This is a genomic window from Fulvivirga sp. (genome assembly GCF_040218215.1).
In the GTDB taxonomy this organism is placed as follows: domain Bacteria; phylum Bacteroidota; class Bacteroidia; order Cytophagales; family Cyclobacteriaceae; genus Fulvivirga.
Genome location: NZ_JAVJQL010000028.1, coordinates 708,456 through 730,726, shown reverse-complemented (window position 1 = coordinate 730,726; position 22,271 = coordinate 708,456). Strand labels below are relative to the sequence as shown.

The 22,271-nt window shown below is 39.4% G+C and carries 20 protein-coding genes; 10 read left to right on the top strand and 10 right to left on the bottom strand.

Annotation, left to right across the window (positions count from 1 at the left end):
- Window positions 1-127 precede the first annotated feature (127 nt).
- From RIB54_RS21515 to RIB54_RS21500, 4 genes are all read right to left on the bottom strand, one after another.
- Complete coding sequence (locus tag RIB54_RS21515; protein WP_350102960.1) at window positions 128-1,180, bottom strand: PA0069 family radical SAM protein; 1,053 nt, start codon at window positions 1,178-1,180, stop codon at window positions 128-130.
- A 55-nt stretch (window positions 1,181-1,235) separates the two neighbouring features.
- Window positions 1,236-1,625 (bottom strand): VOC family protein, encoded by a 390-nt coding sequence (locus tag RIB54_RS21510; protein WP_350102959.1) that lies wholly within the window; start codon window positions 1,623-1,625, stop codon window positions 1,236-1,238.
- Between the two features lie 63 nt (window positions 1,626-1,688).
- Complete coding sequence (locus RIB54_RS21505; protein WP_350102958.1) at window positions 1,689-2,378, bottom strand: response regulator transcription factor; 690 nt, start codon at window positions 2,376-2,378, stop codon at window positions 1,689-1,691.
- Window positions 2,365-3,633 (bottom strand): sensor histidine kinase, encoded by a 1,269-nt coding sequence (locus tag RIB54_RS21500; RefSeq protein WP_350102957.1) that lies wholly within the window; start codon window positions 3,631-3,633, stop codon window positions 2,365-2,367. Before RIB54_RS21500 ends, RIB54_RS21505 begins: the two co-directional genes overlap by 14 nt.
- A gap of 279 nt (window positions 3,634-3,912) precedes the next feature.
- On the opposite strand from RIB54_RS21500, the gene RIB54_RS21495 reads away from it, so the two are divergent.
- The 3 genes from RIB54_RS21495 (at window position 3,913) to RIB54_RS21485 (ending at window position 8,814) form a co-directional block, all read left to right on the top strand.
- Window positions 3,913-6,672, top strand: a complete 2,760-nt coding sequence (locus RIB54_RS21495; protein WP_350102956.1) for a TonB-dependent receptor — start codon at window positions 3,913-3,915, stop codon at window positions 6,670-6,672.
- 91 nt (window positions 6,673-6,763) lie between these two features.
- The gene (locus RIB54_RS21490; protein WP_350102955.1) at window positions 6,764-7,852 is read left to right on the top strand and encodes a phytase; all 1,089 of its coding nucleotides are present in this window, start codon (window positions 6,764-6,766) and stop codon (window positions 7,850-7,852) included.
- An 86-nt stretch (window positions 7,853-7,938) separates the two neighbouring features.
- Window positions 7,939-8,814: a hypothetical protein gene (locus tag RIB54_RS21485; protein WP_350102954.1), complete on the top strand. Its 876-nt coding sequence runs from the start codon at window positions 7,939-7,941 to the stop codon at window positions 8,812-8,814.
- Here RIB54_RS21485 and RIB54_RS21480 read toward each other — a convergent pair whose 3' ends face one another.
- The gene (locus tag RIB54_RS21480) at window positions 8,815-9,405 is read right to left on the bottom strand and encodes a LysE family translocator (protein WP_350063659.1); all 591 of its coding nucleotides are present in this window, start codon (window positions 9,403-9,405) and stop codon (window positions 8,815-8,817) included.
- A gap of 123 nt (window positions 9,406-9,528) precedes the next feature.
- Between RIB54_RS21480 and RIB54_RS21475 the strand changes: the two genes are divergently transcribed.
- The 7 genes from RIB54_RS21475 to RIB54_RS21445 all read left to right on the top strand — a co-directional run bounded on the left by RIB54_RS21475 (window position 9,529) and on the right by RIB54_RS21445 (window position 17,041).
- Window positions 9,529-10,053, top strand: a complete 525-nt coding sequence (locus RIB54_RS21475) for an RNA polymerase sigma-70 factor (protein WP_350102953.1) — start codon at window positions 9,529-9,531, stop codon at window positions 10,051-10,053.
- 43 nt (window positions 10,054-10,096) lie between these two features.
- A complete protein-coding gene (locus RIB54_RS21470; RefSeq protein WP_350102952.1) occupies window positions 10,097-11,092 on the top strand; it encodes a FecR family protein in 996 nt (331 codons plus the stop codon).
- Window positions 11,093-11,103: 11 nt separating this feature from the next.
- Window positions 11,104-13,728 carry a TonB-dependent receptor gene (locus RIB54_RS21465; RefSeq protein ID WP_350102951.1) on the top strand — a complete coding sequence of 875 codons (2,625 nt, stop codon included), beginning with the start codon at window positions 11,104-11,106 and terminating at the stop codon, window positions 13,726-13,728.
- A complete protein-coding gene (locus RIB54_RS21460; RefSeq protein ID WP_350102950.1) occupies window positions 13,725-14,543 on the top strand; it encodes a DUF4249 family protein in 819 nt (272 codons plus the stop codon). The genes RIB54_RS21465 and RIB54_RS21460 overlap by 4 nt, the downstream gene beginning before the upstream one ends.
- A gap of 113 nt (window positions 14,544-14,656) precedes the next feature.
- Window positions 14,657-15,052: an endonuclease domain-containing protein gene (locus RIB54_RS21455; protein WP_350102949.1), complete on the top strand. Its 396-nt coding sequence runs from the start codon at window positions 14,657-14,659 to the stop codon at window positions 15,050-15,052.
- A gap of 262 nt (window positions 15,053-15,314) precedes the next feature.
- The gene (locus RIB54_RS21450) at window positions 15,315-16,448 is read left to right on the top strand and encodes a hypothetical protein (RefSeq protein WP_350102948.1); all 1,134 of its coding nucleotides are present in this window, start codon (window positions 15,315-15,317) and stop codon (window positions 16,446-16,448) included.
- A 110-nt stretch (window positions 16,449-16,558) separates the two neighbouring features.
- The gene (locus tag RIB54_RS21445) at window positions 16,559-17,041 is read left to right on the top strand and encodes a hypothetical protein (RefSeq protein WP_350102946.1); all 483 of its coding nucleotides are present in this window, start codon (window positions 16,559-16,561) and stop codon (window positions 17,039-17,041) included.
- A 130-nt stretch (window positions 17,042-17,171) separates the two neighbouring features.
- Here the strand turns inward: RIB54_RS21445 and RIB54_RS21440 are convergent, their stop codons facing one another.
- The 5 genes from RIB54_RS21440 to lipB form a co-directional block, all read right to left on the bottom strand.
- Window positions 17,172-18,149 (bottom strand): polyprenyl synthetase family protein, encoded by a 978-nt coding sequence (locus RIB54_RS21440; RefSeq protein ID WP_350102945.1) that lies wholly within the window; start codon window positions 18,147-18,149, stop codon window positions 17,172-17,174.
- A gap of 11 nt (window positions 18,150-18,160) precedes the next feature.
- Complete coding sequence (gene rnr / locus RIB54_RS21435) at window positions 18,161-20,329, bottom strand: ribonuclease R (RefSeq protein WP_350102943.1); 2,169 nt, start codon at window positions 20,327-20,329, stop codon at window positions 18,161-18,163.
- Window positions 20,330-20,419: 90 nt separating this feature from the next.
- A complete protein-coding gene (locus RIB54_RS21430; protein WP_350102942.1) occupies window positions 20,420-21,127 on the bottom strand; it encodes a 3'-5' exonuclease in 708 nt (235 codons plus the stop codon).
- Window positions 21,124-21,528, bottom strand: coding sequence for a hypothetical protein (locus tag RIB54_RS21425; protein ID WP_350102941.1), 405 nt, complete (start codon window positions 21,526-21,528; stop codon window positions 21,124-21,126). The genes RIB54_RS21430 and RIB54_RS21425 overlap by 4 nt, the downstream gene beginning before the upstream one ends.
- Window positions 21,525-22,241 carry a lipoyl(octanoyl) transferase LipB gene (lipB, locus tag RIB54_RS21420; protein WP_350102940.1) on the bottom strand — a complete coding sequence of 239 codons (717 nt, stop codon included), beginning with the start codon at window positions 22,239-22,241 and terminating at the stop codon, window positions 21,525-21,527. Before lipB ends, RIB54_RS21425 begins: the two co-directional genes overlap by 4 nt.
- Window positions 22,242-22,271: the final 30 nt, after the last annotated feature.

Below are 22,271 nucleotides of genomic sequence, written 5' to 3'. Positions count from 1 at the left end.
TGAACGACATTTGGTCGATTAATGGATTTAAAGGATATAAAACAGGCGTTTGATACCTCATTTAGTGTTGCCACCAACTGATAATATATAGGTTTTCTTGTTGGTGACAACATCAACAAGGGCCTTATTAAAACAAGGTATAATTACCGCCCTTCCTAAATGCACTCAAATTCCAAGGCGGAGATTTTCGATCTTTGAAATACTTGCCTGCTGATATTTTGAAAAGCTTTTCTATAGTCAGCGCAATATTGCCTTCACCGCGCATGCGCCTGCCAAATTCACTGTCATTGGCATGCCCGTCATGCATGGCTTTAATCTGATTCATCACTTTCTCCTTTCTGTCAGGGTAGTGAACCTCCAGCCAGTCTTCAAAGATGTTTGCTATTTTACCATTGAGCCGCACTGTCGTATATCCAGCACCCAAAGCACCATGATCAGCAGCAGCTTTAATGATTTTTGGTATTTCATGATGATTTAAGCCCGGAATAATAGGAGCGTTCATGATGATAACTGGAATGCCCGCTTGGGTCAGCTCTTTCACGGTCTGCAATCTCTTAGCCGCACTGGCGGTTCTGGGTTCCATTGCCTGCCGCAACTTTTCATCCAGTGTGGTAATTGAAATCACCACTTTGGCAAGGCCTTTTTCAGCCAATGGTTTAAGAATATCTATATCTCTTGTTACCAAGGCATTCTTGGTAATGATACCAACAGGGTGCTGGTACTTCTGAAATACCCGCAGTAAAGACCTGGTTATTTTCAGCTTCTTCTCAATAGGCTGATAGCAGTCGGTATTGCCTGAAAGGATAATTGGCTTAGCCTTCCATGATGTCTGGAGGAGATGTTTTTCAAGCAGCTCAGCGGCATTCTTCTTAACTACAATCTTGCTTTCGAAATCCAAACCCAGATTAAAGCCCCAATATTCGTGGGTTTTGCGGGCATAACAATAAATACAGCCATGCTCACAGCCCTGATAAGGATTGAGTGAATACTCCATGCCCACATCGGGGCTGGTCACTCTATTTACAACTTTATTGGGACTTTCGTAGAAGAGCTCAGTTTTTGGGCGCTCTAATAATATCTGCTCATCAATACCTTCAATATTATCAGTAACAATTTCTGATTTCAGAAAATCATTACTTACGCGCGATTGCGTACCTCTCCCTTTGAGTAGATCATTCATATTCTAAATTACTAATAATATTAGTAATTTAGAATATTTTTAGCATTTTAAGTTTTTAGATAGGCTCTGCAAAGGTCAAATAATAGCCATTGATATCCCTGATGGTAAATTCCCTCATTCCATAGAATGTCTCTTTCATTTGCACTACTACATCAGCAGAAGAATATAGGTAATCATAATATTCCTGAACACCTGTCATCTGTATGAAAAGGGTTGTGCCTCCTCCAATTTTCTCGTGTCTTATCTCAGGAATGTCTGCCTTCAGGCTATCCTCTTCCTGAAACATGATCTCAACATCACCTTTTTTCATGCGTGCCCATACTAAATCCTCTCCATTTTCCGGGACGGTATCTATTGTTTCGAAGGCCAAAACGCCATGGTAGTAGTTGATGGTTTGTTGCACATCTTCGACCATCAAGTTTGGAGTCAGTTTTTCTAATTTCATTAGATTGCTATTAAGTGATTCTATATTTTAAGTTGAGTGTAATTTAAAAATTTAAATTCAGAATTAGTGATCCTCAATGATAAACTCGAAGCCCACTCCATGTCTGTTGAAGATATAAACCCGCTCATCCTTAGATAAATATTTACGCAGCTTTGATATAAACACATCCAGGCTTCTTCCTAAAAAGTAATCGTCCTCTCCCCAGACTTCAATCAATATCTCTTCTCGTTTGACTACCCTGTTTTTGTTGTTACAAAGGAATTTTAGAATATGTGCTTCTTTTTGGGTCAGGTGCTTCTTTTCTGAGTTATAACTCAAGCTGAGGTCTTCATAATTAAAGGTGTATTCACCTATTTGGTATTCTTGCAGAACAATATCCTGCTTGCCCGTTCTTCTTAAAAACACTTCGATTCTAAACACCAGCTCTTCCATGCTAAAGGGCTTAGTGATATAATCATCACCGCCTCTTTTAAAACCCTCAAGCCGGTCCTCCTGCATTGCTTTGGCAGTGAGAAACAGTATGGGCACTTTATTATTATTTGACCTGATGTTCTCAGCCAGAGCAAATCCATCCATTTTAGGAAGCATAACATCTAGCAGACAGAGGTCAAATGGCTCTTTTGAAAATGCAGCGAGCGCATCTTGCCCATTGTCACAATGGACCACCTCGTATTTATGCAAACACAAATTGTCTTTGATTACAAAAGCCAAAGACGCATCGTCTTCAACCATTAGAATTTTACCCTTTGCCATTTTTTAACGTAATTGTAAAAGTACTGCCTTCCCCTTCCTTACTTTCCAATTCTATTTTTCCTCTATGCGCCTTTATTATCTGCATAACATAACTCAACCCCAACCCAAAGCCCTTGACATCATGAAGATTGCCAGTTGAAACTCTAAAAAACTTCTCAAAAATCCGCTTTTTATCTTCAGCACCAATTCCAATGCCATTGTCCTGAATTCTTATAATCAAATTTTGCTTTTGATTATAAGTTTCAATTTTAATTACAGGCTTGTTACTGCAATATTTGATTGCATTATCAAGAAGATTAAAAAGGACATTTGAAAAATGTAGTTTATCAATGTCACAGCTTGTATTGGCAGCATTGAGGTTCATCTGAATTTCCTTGTCCTGCTCCACCCCGGCTGATATGCTTTCTACTACCTCTGCTATTACTTCATGGATATTAGCTGGCTCCTTTTTAAGAGCAATCTCATCGGTATCCATCCCCGCCATTTGCAATACCCTTTCCACCTGGTTTTTAAGGCGCTGGTTTTCATTCCTAATTATAGCCGTATAGTTAAGATAGCGCTCGGGCTGCTGTGTAATCTTAGGATCACTCAAAACATCAACACTCAAAGCTATAGTAGAAATTGGCGTCTTAAACTCATGGGTCATATTGTTGATAAAGTCATTCTGAATTTCAGACAGTCTTCTTTGTTTCAGTATAACAAACATGGCATAGGAGAAGAAAATGACTACCAGTAAAAGAACGGATGAAGAGAAAATCCAGATGCCCATCCTATTGGTAATAATGGATGCTTTATTAGGAAACTGAACTCCGAAATAATAACTCTGATTTTCCCATTTAGGAAGGCCTGAACCAGAGGCATGGGTTTTCTCTTGATCAAAAGAAACATAATTACCATACACCATTTTGTCATTAGTGCAGTCATAAATACCATATTCAAAATCGAAAGCGATGTTTCTCTTTTCAAACTCAGTCTTCAGTAAATATTCCAGCAAATTGGCATCGATCTCATTATTGATCATCACCACATAATAATTAGTGCTGAGCTGTTTGATTGGGTTCACCGTAGGAACAGCTGCCTCATTAATCTCAAAAAACTGGTTGGCTACATTAAATAAAGCCGTATTGACATCGCGATTAAACAGATCCTCCTCCGTATCAAAAGCTTTGTTAAACCAATACACCTGAGTAGCTACAATGCCCAGTATGCTTATGGCAGCCATGATGACCAGTGCTAAAATGGATTTTCTTTTCATCAACAATTTTTCAACCGCTCTTTGAAAGTAGTAAATATTTATGTCATCCTTCGCGAATTAACATCTTGTTAACAAATCACTTTCATCCAAAATGGGCAATCAAAATAGATTTTTGGTGAGACAGTTAAACTTTTGATTAAACCAACTGATACAGTTTCTCTTATAATTAACACCGTTTTAACATCAGCTTCCTAATCATATCCTTGACTTAACATTTCTCTCAAATTGTCATAACAGTGTGTTACTAGCTTAGCTGGCTAAATCTAACCACTCATGACTATGACAAAAAAATTACTATCAACACTTTATTTTTTACTCTTCACGGGAGCGCTGTTTGCCCAGTCTGCCTCAGTAAGTGGAAAAATAACAGATGAAAACGGCCTGCCAATGCCTGGCGCACTGGTAGTACTTACGGACATTAATAGGGGCGCAATAACTGATAATCAAGGTAGCTTTACATTGCTTAATGTACCAACAGGGTCGCACCAAATAAAGATTAGCTTCATTGGCTATGCTACAATAGAACAAGACGTAGAAGTTACTTCTGGTATATCATTAGACTTCAATATGCAAGTGAGCACCATGCTTGGCGATGAAGTCGTGGTGATTGGTGACCGTCTTAAAGGACAGGCAAAAGCACTAAATCAGCAAAAGACCAACTCTAATATTACCAACATTGTGGCCTCTGACCAAATGGGAAGATTTCCAGATGCTAACATTGGTGATGCTATGAAAAGAATTCCTGGTATTACAATGCAATATGATCAAGGTGAAGCCAGAGACATTATCATCAGAGGTATGGCTCCGCAACTTAATTCTGTGACATTGAATGGAGAGCGTCTTCCATCTGCAGAAGGTGATAACAGAAGAATTCAGATGGACTTGATTCCTTCTGATATGATACAAACTGTAGAAGTAAACAAGGCAGTGCTACCAAACATGGATGCAGATGCAATTGGAGGATCAGTAAACCTTGTGACCAGAAGAGCTCCTGAAAATTTTAGATTCTCGGGTACACTGGCATCAGGAGTAAACCTCTTGTCTGATAAGCCTATTTACACGGGTTCATTTACCATTGGAGATAGAATCTTAAATGATAAATTAGGAGTGATCTTATCTGCCTCTTATAACAACCATGATTTTGGATCAAATGATATAGAAGCCGTTTGGATTGACACTGACGAAGGCGCTGTTATTGATGAGTTTGATATCAGGGAATATCAGGTACAACGTGTAAGAAGAAGTACTTCGCTTGCTCTTGATTATGATATTAATTCTAACCACAGCCTCTACTTATCTTCTATGTACAACTGGAGAGATGACTGGGAAAACAGGTTTAGAATGCGTGTTAGCTCATTAGAAGATGCCTTTGATGATGGTGCTTTTACAAAATTAGAAAATGGCACTTATGATATAACTGATGGCCGTGTAGAATACCAAACAAAAGGTGGTTTAGACAGCGATAGAATAAAGGCAGCCCGACTTGAAGACCAAAGAGTGTATAATGTAACACTAGGCGGTAAGCATGTTTTCAACAAGCTAAAATCTACCTGGAGTGTAACTTATGCCAAAGCTTCTGAAGAAAGACCTAATGAGCGTTACATGAGCTTCAGAAATGGTGGTCAAAACATCTTGATGGATGTAAGAAATCCAGAAGAGCCCTTTGCTTACCTTACTAACAGACAAGACAACTTCAATTTAGAGCTGAATGAGATTACCGAACAGTACGGCTATACTGAAGATGTTGACTTGAACGGAAAGCTTGATTTCCAATATCAGTACAGCGAAAATGGAATATTTAAATTTGGCGGTAGATTCAGGTCAAAGGACAAAAACAGGGAAAACAACTTCTTTGAGTACAGCCCGCTGGATGATAACCTTATTACTACACTTTCAAGCGTGCCAAACAGTGACCAGAGCAATCCTGATTTCTTAGCAGGGTCTCAGTATCAGGCAGGATTTTTCGCGACTCCTGAATACCTTGGTGGATTAGATCTTGCTAACTCGGCAATCTTTGAAAGAGAAGATGTTCTTGATGAATATTTACCTGGTAATTACGAGGCAAAGGAAAATATCTACGCAGGTTATGTGATGGCTGACCATCAGTTTACTTCCAAATTCTCTGCCATAGTTGGGGTAAGATATGAGTTTACAGACATTGAATACACTGGTAATATTCTAGACCTTGACGAAGAGACATTTACTAAAGAAACAAGATCCAGCAACTATGCTAATTTCTTGCCTGGAGTTCATTTGAAGTATGATATAAACCCAGAGTTTATATTAAGAATGGCGTGGACTAACACCATTGCAAGACCAAACTATTTTGATCTTGTACCTTATGCTGAATTCAGCCCAGGTGATCAGGAATTGGCAAGAGGTAACCCAGATTTGGAAGCAACCACAGCTATGAATTTTGATTTAATGGCTGAGAAATATTTCAACACTGTAGGATTGGTTTCTGCTGGTTTGTTTTATAAAGATGTAGATAGTTTTATTTATGGTCAAACTACCCAAAACTACTCTGATCCTCAATTTGGAAATGACTTAGAATATTCATTCCCACGAAATGGTGGAACGGCAAGTGTTTATGGTTTTGAAGCATCATTCCAAAAGCAAATCTGGAAAGGTCTAGGGCTATATTTAAACTATACCAGAACAGAATCTACTACTGAAGGTATCGAAGGTAGAGAGGACGATGACCTTGAGCTTCCGGGAACGGCAAACAATATGTTCAACGTTTCTTTGAGCTATGAAACAGAAAAACTGGTAGTTAGAATATCTGTAAACTATGCTAGTGATTATATAGATGAAATTGGTGGAGATTCTTTCGAAGACAGATTCTATGATGAGCAAACATTTCTTGACATCAATGCTTCATATGCTATCACACCAAAATTCAGAGTGTTCCTTGAAGGTAACAACTTAACTAATCAGCCTTTGAGATATTATCAGGGTATCCAGTCAAGAACGATGCAGAGTGAATATTACAATGCCCGTTTTAATATTGGTGCTAAGTTTGACTTATTTAAGAAGTAGAAACAATTAAAAACATGTTGGCTTGTCTAGTGATCATCCTTTTGAGGAATGGTGCTAGGCAAGCTTTCTTTTCATATTACAAGTACATTATATGCATCAAAGAATATTAATTTTATCAATATTATTGGCAGCCTCTGGCTGTAATCAAAAACAACAGGAACAAGCTACAGCAACTGTCGATGTTCCTTCCAACATTAAACCTTTAGTTGTTACTGAACCAGCGGCCCATGACACTGATGATCCTGCAATATGGATAAACAAAGAAGACCCCTCTCAAAGTCTGATTATAGGTACTGACAAAGGAGGTGACGAAGGTGTAGGCGGTCTATACGTTTATGATCTGGAAGGCCATATCATTAAAGAGAAAACTGTATCAGGAATCCAGAGACCAAACAATGTTGATATCGCTTACGGTCTAAAAGCTGGCGACAAAATGTTGGATATTGCCGTTTGCACAGAAAGGTATACCAACAGCATCAGGATTTTCAGCTTGCCAGACATACAGCCATTGGATAATGGAGGCATTGAAGTTTTTGAAGGCGAAGCGCTAAGGGACCCAATGGGCATAGCGCTTTTCACTAACCCAGAAACCAATGAGATTTCAGCCATCGTTGGCCGTAAGTCTGGCCCAACTGATAGCACATATTTGTGGCAATATAATCTTATTGCAGATAGCACCGGAATGGTTCAAGTTCAACTACTCCGTAAATTTGGAGCATTCAGTGGCATCAAAGAGATAGAATCCATTGCCGTGGACAATGAGCTCGGTTATGTTTATTACTCAGACGAAGGAACTGGCACACATAAATATTATGCACACCCAGATAGCACAGGCACTGAGTTAGCACTTTTTGGCTCTGGTGATTTTAAAGATGATAATGAGGGCATTTCCATCTACAAAATGGATGGTGGTAAAGGCTATATTCTGATCTCTGATCAGCAGGCTAACCGTTTCAATATATATGCAAGGGAAGGTTCAGCCACCAATCCACATGAGCACAAGCTTCTAGGCGCTGTGAATACTTCTACCAATGAAAGTGACGGCAGTGATGTTACAAGTATTCCTCTTGGCACCAAGTTTCCGCAAGGACTATTTGTCGCCATGTCAGATGACAAAACATTTCAACTGTATTCCTGGTCTGATATTATTCAACCCCTGGATCAACCGGCTGATAATTAAGCACATAAAGAGGTTGGAAAATGATTTCCAACCTCTTTTGTTTAATTTATTTTTTGTGCTAAGTTCAGGCTTCAATTTTTTTACTTATGAATATTCAGTTCCTTCAATCAGCCAGAAAAATAGTATCTATTGGCTTTATGCTGTTGTCAGCCAGTGTTCTTGCACAAAGCCCCTTCTACCCAGCCGAGTCGAGAGGAGAGATTGAAAATAATCAAATCAATGAAGCCTCAGGGCTGGCTGCAGGCATCAACAATCCGAACATGCTTTGGACACATAATGACAGTGGCGACAAGGCAAGGATATTTCTACTTGATGAGTATGGCCATTTCAAAGCTGAGTTTAAGTTAAAAGGAGTGGATAACCGCGACTGGGAAGATATCTACACTGGCCCGGGACCAGAAGCGGAAAAAAACTACATCTACCTTGCTGAAATGGGAGATAATAATGCCGTGCATGAGCTCAAATACATTTACAGATTTGAAGAACCTAAACTTTCTGATGAAAGCAGGGAAATTTCTAATATTGAAGTCATTACCTTCATTTATCCTGATGGAAGACGTGATGCCGAAAGTCTTTTTGTAGACCCCCAAACCAAAGACATTTATGTGCTTTCAAAAAGAGAGCAAAACATTGGTATTTATAAAGCTGGCTATCCGCAATCAACTTCAAGGACCAATACCCTTGAAAAGCTGGGTGAAATGCCTTTCTTCAACACGGTAGCTGCTGACATCACTCCAGATGGCCAGGAGATTCTCACCAAAACTTATGATGGTATTTATTATTGGAAAAGAGACGGCCAATCAATCGCTGACCTTTTAATGACGGAGCCTACCTTCGTACCTTATGTTATCGAACCACAAGGAGAATCCATTGCCTGGAAGAAAGATGGTTCTGGTTTTTTCACTTTAAGTGAAGAGCCAAGGGAAATAGAAGCGGTATTATATTTCTATAGACGCAGATAGTTAAAACAACTCTAAAATCTGCAGTGCAGTATAAACCAGCGCCAAGGAAAGGACAATGTTAATAGCCTTTTTCAGGGTCTCATTCTGCATGTACTTCTGAATAAAGTTGCCGAACAAGGTCCACACAGAAACAGAGCTAAAGCACACTGCTGCCAAAACAAATATCCACGGAGCATGTGAAATTACCGCCTTGTCTGGTTCATAGAGAAAGGTTGTAAAAACAGTCATCCCATAAAATATGCCTTTGGGATTGACCATTTGTAGTAAAAACCCTCTGCTAAATGTGGCCAATACTTTAATTTCCGATGAAGAAGTATAGCTCGCTTTTAATGTATGATAGGCAAGCCACAAAATGTAAGCTGCTCCTATATACTTAAGGTAGGTATTGATAAACGGTGCTACTTCAAGGATCACCGATGAGAGCAAAACACAAATCCAAAGCACTGTAAAGAACCCTGATACTATACCCATCAAAAACTTAAAGGTCTGTTTGTATCCCAAATGCATTCCAAAAGAAGCGCAGGTAATATTGTTTGGCCCGGGAGTATAGGTGGTAATGAAAATAAAGGACAAAAAGGCTACCAGATTCATGGCACCAAGATTACATAAATTTTCAGTCTTCTTCTATGTGATGATTTCATGTCAACTTAAATAGTTTATCACTTTTTACATTCCCATTCTATAGTGTATATTTAGTTCAAAGTCGACCCTAATTTGAACAAGACCGATCTCCCCTTATTCGAAACCTTATTTAAGGAGCATTTTAAGCCACTTACGGGTTTTGCCATGAAATATGTGCACGATCTTGATGATGCCAAAGGCATTGTTCATGATGTATTTGTGCGCCTTTGGGAGAAGGATAAAACGCTGGAACCAGACACCAATTACAGGAGCTATTTGTACACTGCTGTGCGTAACAAGTGCCTGAACTTTATCAGGGACAACAAGAAGATGGTGGCCTTATCTGAAGTTAATGATGGGGCACATTCTGCTGAAGACAGCAGTATTGAAACAAAAGAACTGGCCAAAGACATAGAATTTGCACTTAACATATTGCCAAAGAAATGCCGCGAGGTTTTCGAATTGAGCAGAGTAGAGGAGCTAAAGTATGCTGAAATTGCTGACAGGCTGAAAATTTCGGTAAAAACGGTAGAAGCTCAAATGTCAAAAGCGTTGAGATTGTTACGAGAGCATTTGGCAGAATATTTAACAATTTTAATTTTTCTACTTTTTAAATAAGGGTAAACCATGACTTGAGTGTTATCCAGGTAAGCATATAAAATTGAAAGAAGAACAAAACGATATTGAACAACTAATTGCCAAGTCTCTGGCTGGTGAAACTACCTCCGTGGAGGAGGAACAACTTGCTAGTTGGTTAAAAGATGACCCTGCCAATCAGGAGATCTTCGAGAAAAGCAAAAAGGTAATTGCATTAACTAAAAGCCACAGCTCAGAAACAGCATTGGACATTGATGTGAATGCAGAATGGAGCAAGTTCAAAAGTAATGTAGAAGGCAAAACGAAGACCATTGAAATGGTCACTTCTTCAACAAGTATTTGGTATAAAGTTGCCGCCACATTTTTGATATTATTAGTTTCAGGAGCCATATTATACCTAAGCCTTCTCAAGAATGATGAAACGTTTTATGAAACTGCAGCATCAGCTGAAGTCTTTGTCTTACCAGACAGCTCAACAGTTACTCTAAACAAAAATTCGACCTTGGCTTACTCAAAAGATTTTGGTGCTACTGACAGAAAAGTGAAGCTTACAGGTGAAGCCTTTTTTGAAGTCACCCCTAACAAGAAAAAGCCTTTTATTATTAATACAGCAGAGGCAAGTGTGCAGGTTTTAGGAACTTCATTTAATATCAATTCCGTTGAAAGCGATAAAACTGAAGTTACTGTGGCCACAGGATTAGTTGCTTTGTCTTCTCTTGAAACCAAAGCATCCATAAAATTAAATGCAGGCGATAAAGGAGTGCTGGCCCACAACAATGATGAACTAAGCAGCAGCAGAAATGACGATGTTAACTTTCTGGCTTGGAAAACAAGAACCATCATCTTTGAAAATGCAGATTTAGCCGAGGTGATTTCTACACTAAATCATGTTTATAACATGAGACTGAATCTGGTTGAAGGTGTAGGAGGAAACTGCAAAGTGAGCGTTACTTTTGATAATCAATCATTTGATGCCGTTTTGAATGTTCTTGAGTCTACCTTAGAGCTTGAAATAGTCAGGGAAGAGAATCAGGTAAACATTACCAATGCTGGATGCTAAAAACCATCTTCATGGAGATAAAAGCCAAACAGTTTTTCTTAATTGTCGGAATACTTATTTCTGCTTTATCGCCATTTGATTCCTTCTCTCAAAATCAAGATGCAAATCAGGTAATTGAAGTTGACGTTAACGATGAATCACTAAAAAGGCTGCTGGAAATCATTGAAGAAAAGGTTGCTGTTTCCTTTTCTTATAACCCCAACAAGCTTCCTCTATCAGAAAAGATTACCTACTCAGCCAAGAAATCCCTTAGTGAGATTCTTGATGATTTGAGTGACAAGTTTTCTATTGAGTTTGATTTTGTTGAGAAGCAGATTATCGTAAAGCCTAAAAAAAAAGTCAATGACAAACGGACCTCGACCTATACCATAAGCGGTTATATAAAGGACAGCAAAAATGGGGAAGTACTTATTGGGGCGACCGTTTCTATACCCTCGCTCAATATTGGAACCTCAAGCAATGTCTACGGTTTCTTTTCTCTGACAGTGCCTGCCCAGGAACATGATGTTAAATTTTCATTTATTGGATATGGTGATATCAGCAAAACCTATGATCATAGTACTGCGGAAGAGGTAATAGAATTAAAGGAAACTATTCCAATGCTAGAAGAAGTTGTCATCTCTTCTGGTCCCAACCCGGAAATTGGAGAAATTCAGCTCAGCAAATCTATTTTACGCCCCGAGGCAGTGAGCGAAATGCCAGCACTTTTTGGAGAAATGGATGTGGTAAAGTCCATGGAGTTTATGCCAGGCGTAAAGGCACATTCTGATGGCTCTACTTTTTTTTACGTGCGAGGTGGCAACCGTGACCAAAATTTGATAATGCTTGATGATGCACCAATATTTAATTCTAGCCATATGCTAGGGGTGTTTTCTACCATCATTCCAGATGCCATAAACAGTATAGACATCTATTCTGGTGACATGCCAGCCTCTATGGGCGGCCGACTTTCTTCGGTAATAGACATTCGTACAAAAAAGGGGAATGACAAGCGTACTCAGGTTTGGGGAAATGTAGGTTTAATAAGCACCAAACTAGGTGTAGAAGGCCCCATTAGGAAAGATCAAAGCTCCTTTTTGGTATCCGGCAGGCTATCACGCATCAAGTGGATTTTTGAAAGGGAAAATCCTGATTTAAAGCAGTTGTATTTTTATGATTTGACAGCAAAGCTAAATTTCAAGCTTTCCAGTCGGGATAAAATCTATTTCTCCACTTATTCCGGTAGGGATAATTATTTTGTTGATAACAGCGGGATAGAATGGGCTAATCTGGCAGGCACTTTCAGGTGGAGTCATATAGTCAATTACAGGTTATTTCTAAACACTACAATAGCAGCGAGCTCCTATGACTATTATTTGCACACTGATGTTGAAAATAATACCAAGTGGAAATCTCACATTGCCAACTTAAATATCAAAGGTGATTTTACCTATTTCGTTAACCCTGATAATGTGGTCACCTTCGGGCTGGCTATCAATGGCCACAACTTCAATCCTGGTAACCTAACCACGGATGATCCAAATGTTCAGCCCCCACTCGTTTCTATAAAAAATGCCTTTGAAGGTGTCTTTTATGGTCAGCAGGAGGTGAAACTAGGTGAGCATTGGGGGTTGAAATATGGGCTAAGACTTACCACGTGGACCAACCAAGGTAACGCCTTTGAGTTTCAGTTCGATGAAAACAAAAATGTGACTGATACCCTGTTTTATGAAGCTGGGGAAGACTATAATGAATATAGAAATGCAGAGCCGCGACTTGGTATCAGCTATTTCATCAACAGTCAGTCTGCCATCAAGCTCAGCTATGCCCGAACGGTTCAAAACCTCCACCTCATTACCAATTCCATTAGTCCTTTTACCTCACTTGAGGTATGGCTGCCCAGCAGCATCAATATAAAACCACAAATTGCTAATCAGGTATCCCTGGGTTATCAACAAAGCTGGCCAAATAGTGGATTAACTTTTAATGTAGAAGCCTACGCCAAAAGGATGTTCAATCAAATTGACTATGAACCCCATGCGGAAACATTGCTCAACCCGCTTGTAGAAAGAGAATTACTATTTGGAGATGCAGAAGCCTACGGCACCGAGGTCACCTTAAAAAAGGAGGTGGGCAGATTAAGAGGTTGGGCAGGCTACACTTATTCAAAAGCCACCAGAACTTTTGATGAGATAGACAATGGTGAAACTTTTAATGCTTTCTATGATCGTCCGCATGAGGTCAATATTGTTTCTGCTTATGACATTACGGAAAGAATAACCTTGGGAGCCAACTGGATCTATTACACAGGTTCGCCATACTCTGCACCAGTGGGATTTTACAAATTTAACGATCAGGAAACTCCGGTATATGGCAAGAAAAACAATGCCCGGTTGCCCGATTATCACAGGCTGGATGTATCGGCTACTTTCACTTTAAATAAGCCTCAGAATACTAAGTTTCACCATGACCTTACCTTGTCATTGTATAATTTATACGGCCGAAAAAATACCCTGTTTATCAATTATAATAAGACCGAGGTTGGAGAAAATGAGTTTAAAATACCGGCCAACTTGCTGGAAGATAATAGGGTGACATCACAATATTACCTTTTCAGGTTTACGCCTTCATTAACTTATAATTTTAGGATATTATGAATAAGAGGCTCTTGATCATATTAATTCTATTGGCCACGTTTGGTTGGAGCTGCGAAGAGGTGCTTGATGAAACCATTGAGTTTGAAAATACCGATTTACTGGTCGTTGAAGGTGTCTTGACTAATAGACGAGTGGCTCAAAAAATAAAACTTACACATCCATATGCTTCACAAAACCAACCTGAAATACCTGCTACAGGTGCGGTGGTGATTATAGCTGATAGCGATCAAAATTTTACGTTGCTTAGAGAGCGGCCTAGAGGCTCTGGAGAGTATTTTACAGACTCGCTGCGGGCAGTATTTGGAAAGGCCTATGCTTTAATTATCAGATATAAAGGCAAAGAATACAGGGCTTTTGATGCAGCTCCGCCCGGGCAGTTGCTTCCTCCCCTAAAGTATGAACCGGTAGAGGTAGATGGGCCACAAAAGTTCAAAATCACTTTTGAAGACTCCGGGGTCAATCCAAATTATATCAACTATCATATTGATTGGAGTGGTACTCAAGAGTGTGTAGGCCAACCAGAAGAATGCCGGGCAAAGTTGGTTTACTATGACCTGAAAAATATTGATGTTCAGAAAATCTATGCTCCGGAAAAAGAAGAATTCTACTTTCCTGCTCAAAGTATGGTGATCAGAAGGCGGTACTCCATAAGTCCGGCATATCAGGAGTTTTTAAGGTCCTTTCTTTCGGAAACGGAATGGCGAGGCGGAGTGTTTGACATACAAAAAGACCAGGTCCCCACCAACCTTAGTGAAGGTGCTGTTGGCTTTTTTGCGGTGACTACTGTGGTTACGGATACTACTATTGTGGAGTAAACCACACCGTCCTAACCTCCCTGAAGGGAGGAATTCCTTCTTTGAAAGGGGGTGTTAAAAATCGCATCGGAGAGTATCATAGAGGTGTTTTATATTTGTTAACTTCAGTGCTTATGCCGAAAAACAGAATTATACCTTATCGAGCAGACCTAAAAGAAAAGGCCAGGGCACTAAGAAAGAATAGTACCCTCTCGGAAGTTTTGTTGTGGTGTGAAATCAAAAATCGACAGCTTGGCCATCAGTTTCATCGGCAAGTGCCTATGCTTGATTATATTGTTGATTTTTACTGTCATGAATTGTCACTGGTAATTGAAATTGATGGTGAAAGCCATTATCATGAAGGCGCACCTGAAAGGGATAAAATCAGGCAAACGAGAATTGAAGAGTATGGCGTGACATTTCTAAGGTTTGATGATATGGATGTAAAGAAGAACATAAGTCATGTTTTGCAGTCGATAATTGATTGGATTGATAAACATAAAAATGATTCGGATAAGACACCCTCCTAACCTCCCTTGAGGGAGGAATTCCCCCTTTTGAAGGGGGTTAGGGGGATGTCAAAATATTACTTTGAGGGGTTTACGGGGGTGTTTTTGTTAAATTCAGTGTAAATGCCACCTAAAAAAATTTATTGGTTACTGATACGACATTAATAGAATAAAAAAATGTTTCACCCAGAGTAAGGGTAGATCAAACTTGGTGTGTTCTAATAGCGAAAGGATATAAAAACATCCTTTAACCAAAAGAGATTAAGAATTTAAAATCAAAATTATGAAAAAGTTAAAATCAGATTTTCGACTATTATTAGTAGCAGCACTTGTGTTGATGCTTTCTATAGGATTGACATCATGTGACGAGAACCCGGAAATTGTAGCTGAGCAGGGTTATCTACCTGAGTCCTTTGGAGTTGACATCCCTTCTTCAATAAGCAACCCAACAACACTGGGCGGTGGACGCATTGGACGTACCGAAGAAGAATTATCAGGAGATGCCATTTACAGGCACCTAAGACTATTTATTTTCATAGGTGAAGCTTCAAAAGAAATTACCGAGGAAATTATTTCAGCTATCAAGACTTTTAATATTGAAAGCCTGCAGGTATTAACATATGAAAGTGAAGATGATGGGCGTAACAAAACCTTGACAGTAACACAAAATGTAGAATTTGAAGGTACTACCTGGGAATACATGCTCACCGTTATTGATGCTGATTCTGAAAACGAGGCTGATGGCGGCATGGCCATGCAGGTATTCTGGAACAATGAGCCTTCACTAAATGGCATTTCAATCTTAAAGCCTTACAACATTAACAGGAATGATACCGAAAATGGTTTTAACGCTATCTACAGAATAGATTATGACGCTTCAGGCGATGATGTTTATGATGCAACTATGGAAGTAAGCATTGCAGGACTTGCCTTTGACAGACCCGATGCCGATGAGTTTTCAATGAAAAACCTAAGAATGTTCGTGGGTAAAAAAGGTGACTTTATAGATGTGTATGGCAACTCTAACCACCCAAGAGCAAGGCTGCTTGATGAAGCGAATGTTGGGTTTAACTGGGCTTTTGTAGCCTCTGGAAATGATGCGCTAAACTTAGCTGTCGCTGAAGTAGGCTTACCACCAAGCAACTTAGATGCTGACAGCAGGGCTATGCTTTTGGAAGACTATTCTGTCAGAAACGTGTTCACAACACGTATTAAGTCTGTGTTCCCAAATATCCCTCAGAATTTATTAGATGCTTATTTGGTAAATACCAACCCTCCCGGGTTTTTTGACAGGGACGGTTTTATAAGATCAGAGCTTTCTCCTGGCGCTGATTGGAACCCAATGGCCGAAAGGATACAAAATCTTGCCCCTTACAATCCTTTAGAGACCACCACATTGGAGATAAATTTCAAATAGGTTTTTGAGTTTTGATTGTTGAAAACCCTTCCGGTAACTCGGAAGGGTTTTTTGTTTTAAGGCATTTTAGATTACTTTCATTAAAGTAGAACTATGTCATAATAAAAACAATGAATTTTCTCAGGGTAACATTATTACTTGCCTTTATAAGCACATGCACTTCGCCTAAGGATGTTAGTTATAAAAACTTAAAAGTCACTTTTGATCTAAGTGACTATGAAGAAGAGTATAAATCCAAATTATACAACACCTTTAGTATTGATAGCACCATATTTTACTCTCGACTAAAAGAACAAGTATCTTTCAAAGAAACGATTCAGATAATTGTTGTTTCTGAAATCAATAACTATAATATCAGGCTCGAAAATAAAAATATTGGTGAATTGTTAAATCAAAATTTAGGCCCATCCTTTAAATCAATAGCAGATTTAGAAGTAAGTAAAAACAACCTCCAAGCATTATCACTAACCATTGATAGTAAGCAAGAAATTGAAATAATTAGCCGTAATGAATACAATTACATTTATGTGCTATTCTTCGAATCAGAGGTTAACATTAGATTTTGCTATTCAAAATGTATTGGTTTACATTAATCCATACTAATTCAAGTACCCGCCTGAACTGCCCCAGAGCTTCAAAGAGAAAGGCACAAGTGGACACTTGCGCTAGTTTCTGTAAGATATTTAGTAACCCGGTGACTTTGAGTCACCGGGTTACTTGTTTCTAATGCACCCTATCAATCAAAGCCTCTGCAAACTCTCTTAATAGTGCCTTTTTAGAAAGTGAGGCGTCCACTCTTTTGAAAGCACTGAAGCCTTTGTCAAAGTACTCATTCATCTTGACCTCAGTCAGTTCTTTGATGCCTATTTCATCATAAATAGCAGTTACCGCTTTCACCTTCTCTGCAGGGTCAAAGTCTGTTGCCTTTAGCCATTTGTTGAGCTCTGCTTTTTGCTTTTTATTGGCCCTTTCTAAGGCCTCTATCAACAAGAAGGTTTTCTTGTTTGAGATGATGTCACCACCTACCTGCTTACCAAACTTCTTTTGATCGCCATACACATCAAGCAAGTCATCTTTCAGCTGAAAGCCTATGCCTATGTTCTCACCAAATTCACGCAAGTATTCCTGAGTCGAAGATTTAGTTTCGGCAAGTATCGCCCCAAGTTCCAAACTCATGCCTATCAGCACAGCAGTCTTTAGGCGGATCATCTCAATGTATTCCGCTTCAGTAACTTTGTTTTGGGTCTCAAAATTCATGTCCATTTGCTGTCCTTCACAGACCTCAGCGGCACATTTATTAAATATTCTGAGCACAGGTTTAAGCTGCTTCTTTCTGGTAGATAAAAGCATGTCATAAGCCTTCACCAGCATGACATCGCCAGATAAAATAGCGGTGTTGCCATTCCATTTTTCATGCACAGTTTTCTTGCCCCTGCGCAATGGCGCTTCATCCATGATGTCATCATGCATCAAGGTAAAATTGTGGAAAACCTCCACGGCCAGTGCCTGATCTATCACCTCTTCAGGATCTATCTCAAACAAGCTGTAGCTCAGTAAAACCAATGTGGGGCGAAGCCTTTTGCCGCCCAGTGACATGATATATTTTATGGGTTCATAAAGCTCTTTTGGAGACTGCCCATATTCCTGTTTTTCAATCTGCTCCTCAATCAGAGCGTGAAGCTTTGCTATTTTATTTTGCATGTAATCAATCGCTACTCGTAAAAGAATTTGTCCTTCTCATCAACAAATTCCAGGTCAATTGTTCTTCTGTCTATATCAGTATTCTTAACCGCTACCAATACCTTGCCTCCAAGCTCGTACATTTTCTTGTTTTTTCGGCCAATTACACGGTAGTTCTTCTCATCAAATTCGTAATAGTCATCCTTAAGATCAACCATCCGCACCATACCTTCGCATTTGGTCTCTACTATTTCAACAAAAATACCCCATTCGGTAACGCCAGAAATAATGCCGTCAAACACTTTGTCTTCCACCATTGACATAAATTCAACCTGTTTGTACTTAATGGAAGCCCTTTCTGCTTCAGCGGCTCTTTTCTCCCTTTCAGAAGAGTGGACACATTTCTCTTCATAATCTTCCTTTTTGGCCGACTTGTTACCATCCAAATATTTTTGGAGTAATCGGTGCACCATCATATCAGGGTATCTACGGATAGGAGATGTGAAGTGCGAATAATGATCAAACGCCAACCCAAAGTGGCCCATGGCCTCTGTGGTATATTTTGCCTTTGCCATTGACCTGATAGCCAATTGCATCAAAACATTTTCTTCAGGCTTGCCTTCAATATTGGTCATCAATTTATTCAGTGATTTAGAAATGGCCTGTTCTTCTGTTTGCATTTCATGGCCAAACCTTCTGGCAAAAGTGGCAAATGTATCAATCTTTTCAGGGTCAGGATAGTCGTGTGTTCTGTAAACAAAGGTCAGCTTCTCCTCCCCCTTTTTCTTGTTGTACACGAAGCGCGCCACCTGCCTATTTGCCATCAGCATAAATTCTTCAATAAGCTTATGAGCATCTTTTCTCACTTTTGGGAAAACCCCTAAAGGCTTTCCGTTTTCGTCCAGCTTGAATTTTACTTCTGTGGTTTCAAAATTCACTGCACCCTGTCCAAATCTTCGTTCCCGAAGTTTCTTTGCCAATGCGTTTAATGTCTGAAGCTCCTTGCAATAATCACCCTCTCCGCTTTCTATACCTTCCTGGGCATCTTCGTAAGTAAACCTACGGTCAGAGTGAATCACCGTTCTTCCAAACCATTCATTAATCACTCCGCCATTTTCATCCATCTCGAATACCGCGGCAAAAGTCAGCTTATCTTCATTAGGCCTTAACGAACACAATCCGTTAGAAAGCTTTTCAGGAAGCATAGGCACCGTTCTGTCTACCAGATACACTGAAGTGGCCCTGTCATAGGCTTCTTTCTCCAAATCAGTACCCGGGAGCACGTAATGGGTAACATCAGCAATATGGACACCTATCTCAATATTGCCATTGTCTAATGGTTTGTAGGATATGGCATCATCAAAGTCCTTGGCATCAGCCGGGTCAATGGTAAATGTCAATACATCACGGAAATCCTTCCGGGCTTCAATCTCCTTCTTAGAAATTTTATCACTGATGGCCTCCGCTTCTTCCTCCACATGTTTGGGAAACTCAAAAGGAAGGTCAAATTCTGCCATGATAGAGTGTATCTCCGCATTGTTGTCACCAGCCTTGCCCAATACCCTGATCACCTCGCCTTCAGGACTTTTATCGTCAGATGGCCACTGGGTGATCTTGACAATAACTTTGTCGTTATGGGCAGCACCACTAGTATCATTAAGGTTGATGAAAATATCCTGATGGATTTTTCGATTGTCAGGTATTACGAAGGCAAACCTTGGTGAGAATTCTATTCTTCCTACAATTTGGTCTTTGCCATGCTGTTCTACTTCAAGTACAAAACCCTCACGGTGCTTACCATGTTTTTTGTCTTTAATTCCAACCCTAACAGTATCACCATCCATGGCATACTTCAAGTCTTTGGCCGCTACGTAAATATCCTCCTCTTCATCGGGAGTGATAACATAGGCAAACCGCTGGTTTACATGGTCTACCTTGCCAACTACAAAATCAGGCTCGTGATTGCCTTTATAACTTCCATTGCTTAACTGGCCAATCTTGCCTTCCTTTTCCAGCAGGTTGACAACAAATGGTATTTCACGATTATAATCTTTTCTGCGGAAGCCAAGTTTTTTAGTGATTTGACTTACCGTGTAGGCTCTATTAATATTTGAATTAAGTAGGTTAACTATTTTGTGGGCGAGCTTTTGCTTTATATCGTCAGCTTTACCTGACTTGGTTTTATTTCGTTTTTTGCTCATTATTTTTATCTATAAGATGTTGTAAAGATGCAACTATTTTGGCGGGTAGTGCTCTGTGAAAAATTATTAATTGGTTAAGCGTTAGTGCATTCAGGTTTCAATTACCTTAATCTCAGGGAGCTCGATGCTCTGTAGTTTTGTGTACAGCTTGGCTGTAACTACTACATCCTGAAGGCAGTATTTCGCTATTTTATTCAGGTCTTTTTGTTCGTGGTAAACTGTGTTAACCATGCTGCCATCCATATCCGTTTTACTGGATTCGATGCCAAAAATGGCTGCCAAAAGATCCAAAGAAGTGTAGTTCTTCCAATCCCCAAATTTCCACATATCCATGGTGTCAAGATGATTAACTTCCCATGGTTTTTTCCCCGAAAGGTTAAGTGCCGTTGGTAATGCTATGCCATTGATCAGCATTCTTCTACTTAAATAGGGAAAGTCGAACTCTTTTCCATTATGTGCACAAAGCCTAATATCAGGGGCCATTTTGCTCAGCAAGTGCTTAAATTCCAACAAGAGTTCTTTTTCATCATCTCCAGACAGGGCTTTGGTTCTTAGTTGAACTTCTTCTCCTTCTATATGAAAGTAGCCAAGACCTATAACTACCACCTTTCCGAACTCAGCATAAATTCCAGCCCTGTCCAAGAACAGTTGTTCATCTGTAATGCCCTCTTCCTTTTTTAAAAATGACGCTTTTCTAGCCCATTGGTTTTTTAGCCGCTCATCAAGGCTTTGATAATCAGTAGTTTGTCCTACTGTTTCAATATCGAGAAAAAGAATATTTTTTATATCGCGAATCACGAATGCAATATGCCTTTGGTATCTAACTCTTTAATGTAAGTTAAATTTTCGTCTTTTATCGAATCTGGAAGAAAAATGAATCTTTTATCGAATAGGGTTCCTTCAACATAATAACTCACCCAGTATTCATTGTTTAGGTGAAAAATATCTTCAGCGATGGGCTCAATTAAAGTGGCACTATGAGGGTTTATGGTCTCCAGGAAGTGTCTTAAGGTAGATGTTTTCTGAATTTCGCCAGCCGTTTCCCCATAACCCGTTGAAGCCACTAACGTGTTTTCTATTTTAAAGTTGTTCTGGTTGATCAGATAGACCGACCACTCATCAACATTAAGCTCATTGGTTTTTTTGGCAATAGCCACCGTTACATTTTTTACTTGCGGTTTTTTAATGTCTTTTTTCATATTAGCTCCATTTCAAAAAGGCTCGCTATATTCTTCTTAAGTATTAGTTCCACTTCCTCTATAGGCAGGTCATGACCCAACTCTTTGTTCAAGGAAGTCACGGCCTTGTCATCTATGCCACAGGGTATAATATTATTAAAATAATTAAGATCAGCATTGACGTTAAATGCAAAACCATGCATGGTCACCCAACGGCTCGATTTCACCCCAAGAGCACATATTTTTCTTGGGTTTTCCTGCTTCTCATAATCAAGCCATACACCTGTGAGACCTTCAATTCGACCCGCCTCAATACCATAATGAGCCAGCGTTAAAATCACAGCTTCCTCAAGCAAACGCAAGTATTTATGAATATCAGTAAAGAAATTATCTAAATCAATAATTGGATAACCTACAATCTGACCCGGACCGTGATAGGTGATATCGCCACCTCTATTGATTTTGTAAAAGGTGGCTTGCTTTTCTGTTAAGCCTTTTTCATCAAGCAGAAGGTTTTCTTCACTACCACTTTTACCCAAAGTATAAACATGCGGGTGCTCACAAAATAGAAGGTAATTGCTGGTTGGCTTTTGATCTGCTTCAGTGACTTTTCTGTTCTCAATCTTAAGCTTTACAATGCCATCAAAAATTCCAGTCTGGTAATCCCATGCCTGCTGATAATCGATAAGGCCTAAGTCTATAAATTTTACTTTTTTATTGAGAATGTGGTTCACTTTTTATGTTTCTTACTGACCATTCGGTGA

What these genes read in the sequence shown, in the direction of transcription:
- RIB54_RS21515 (WP_350102960.1), bottom strand. Translation starts at nt 1,180, where the DNA reads ATGAATGATCTACTCAAAGGGAGAGGTACGCAATCGCGCGTAAGTAAT.
- RIB54_RS21510 (WP_350102959.1), bottom strand. Translation starts at nt 1,625, where the DNA reads ATGAAATTAGAAAAACTGACTCCAAACTTGATGGTCGAAGATGTGCAA.
- RIB54_RS21505 (WP_350102958.1), bottom strand. Translation starts at nt 2,378, where the DNA reads ATGGCAAAGGGTAAAATTCTAATGGTTGAAGACGATGCGTCTTTGGCT.
- RIB54_RS21500 (WP_350102957.1), bottom strand. Translation starts at nt 3,633, where the DNA reads ATGAAAAGAAAATCCATTTTAGCACTGGTCATCATGGCTGCCATAAGC.
- RIB54_RS21495 (WP_350102956.1), top strand. Translation starts at nt 3,913, where the DNA reads ATGACAAAAAAATTACTATCAACACTTTATTTTTTACTCTTCACGGGA.
- RIB54_RS21490 (WP_350102955.1), top strand. Translation starts at nt 6,764, where the DNA reads ATGCATCAAAGAATATTAATTTTATCAATATTATTGGCAGCCTCTGGC.
- RIB54_RS21485 (WP_350102954.1), top strand. Translation starts at nt 7,939, where the DNA reads ATGAATATTCAGTTCCTTCAATCAGCCAGAAAAATAGTATCTATTGGC.
- RIB54_RS21480 (WP_350063659.1), bottom strand. Translation starts at nt 9,405, where the DNA reads ATGAATCTGGTAGCCTTTTTGTCCTTTATTTTCATTACCACCTATACT.
- RIB54_RS21465 (WP_350102951.1), top strand. Translation starts at nt 11,104, where the DNA reads ATGGAGATAAAAGCCAAACAGTTTTTCTTAATTGTCGGAATACTTATT.
- RIB54_RS21460 (WP_350102950.1), top strand. Translation starts at nt 13,725, where the DNA reads ATGAATAAGAGGCTCTTGATCATATTAATTCTATTGGCCACGTTTGGT.
- RIB54_RS21455 (WP_350102949.1), top strand. Translation starts at nt 14,657, where the DNA reads ATGCCGAAAAACAGAATTATACCTTATCGAGCAGACCTAAAAGAAAAG.
- RIB54_RS21450 (WP_350102948.1), top strand. Translation starts at nt 15,315, where the DNA reads ATGAAAAAGTTAAAATCAGATTTTCGACTATTATTAGTAGCAGCACTT.
- RIB54_RS21445 (WP_350102946.1), top strand. Translation starts at nt 16,559, where the DNA reads ATGAATTTTCTCAGGGTAACATTATTACTTGCCTTTATAAGCACATGC.
- RIB54_RS21440 (WP_350102945.1), bottom strand. Translation starts at nt 18,149, where the DNA reads ATGCAAAATAAAATAGCAAAGCTTCACGCTCTGATTGAGGAGCAGATT.
- rnr (WP_350102943.1), bottom strand. Translation starts at nt 20,329, where the DNA reads ATGAGCAAAAAACGAAATAAAACCAAGTCAGGTAAAGCTGACGATATA.
- RIB54_RS21425 (WP_350102941.1), bottom strand. Translation starts at nt 21,528, where the DNA reads ATGAAAAAAGACATTAAAAAACCGCAAGTAAAAAATGTAACGGTGGCT.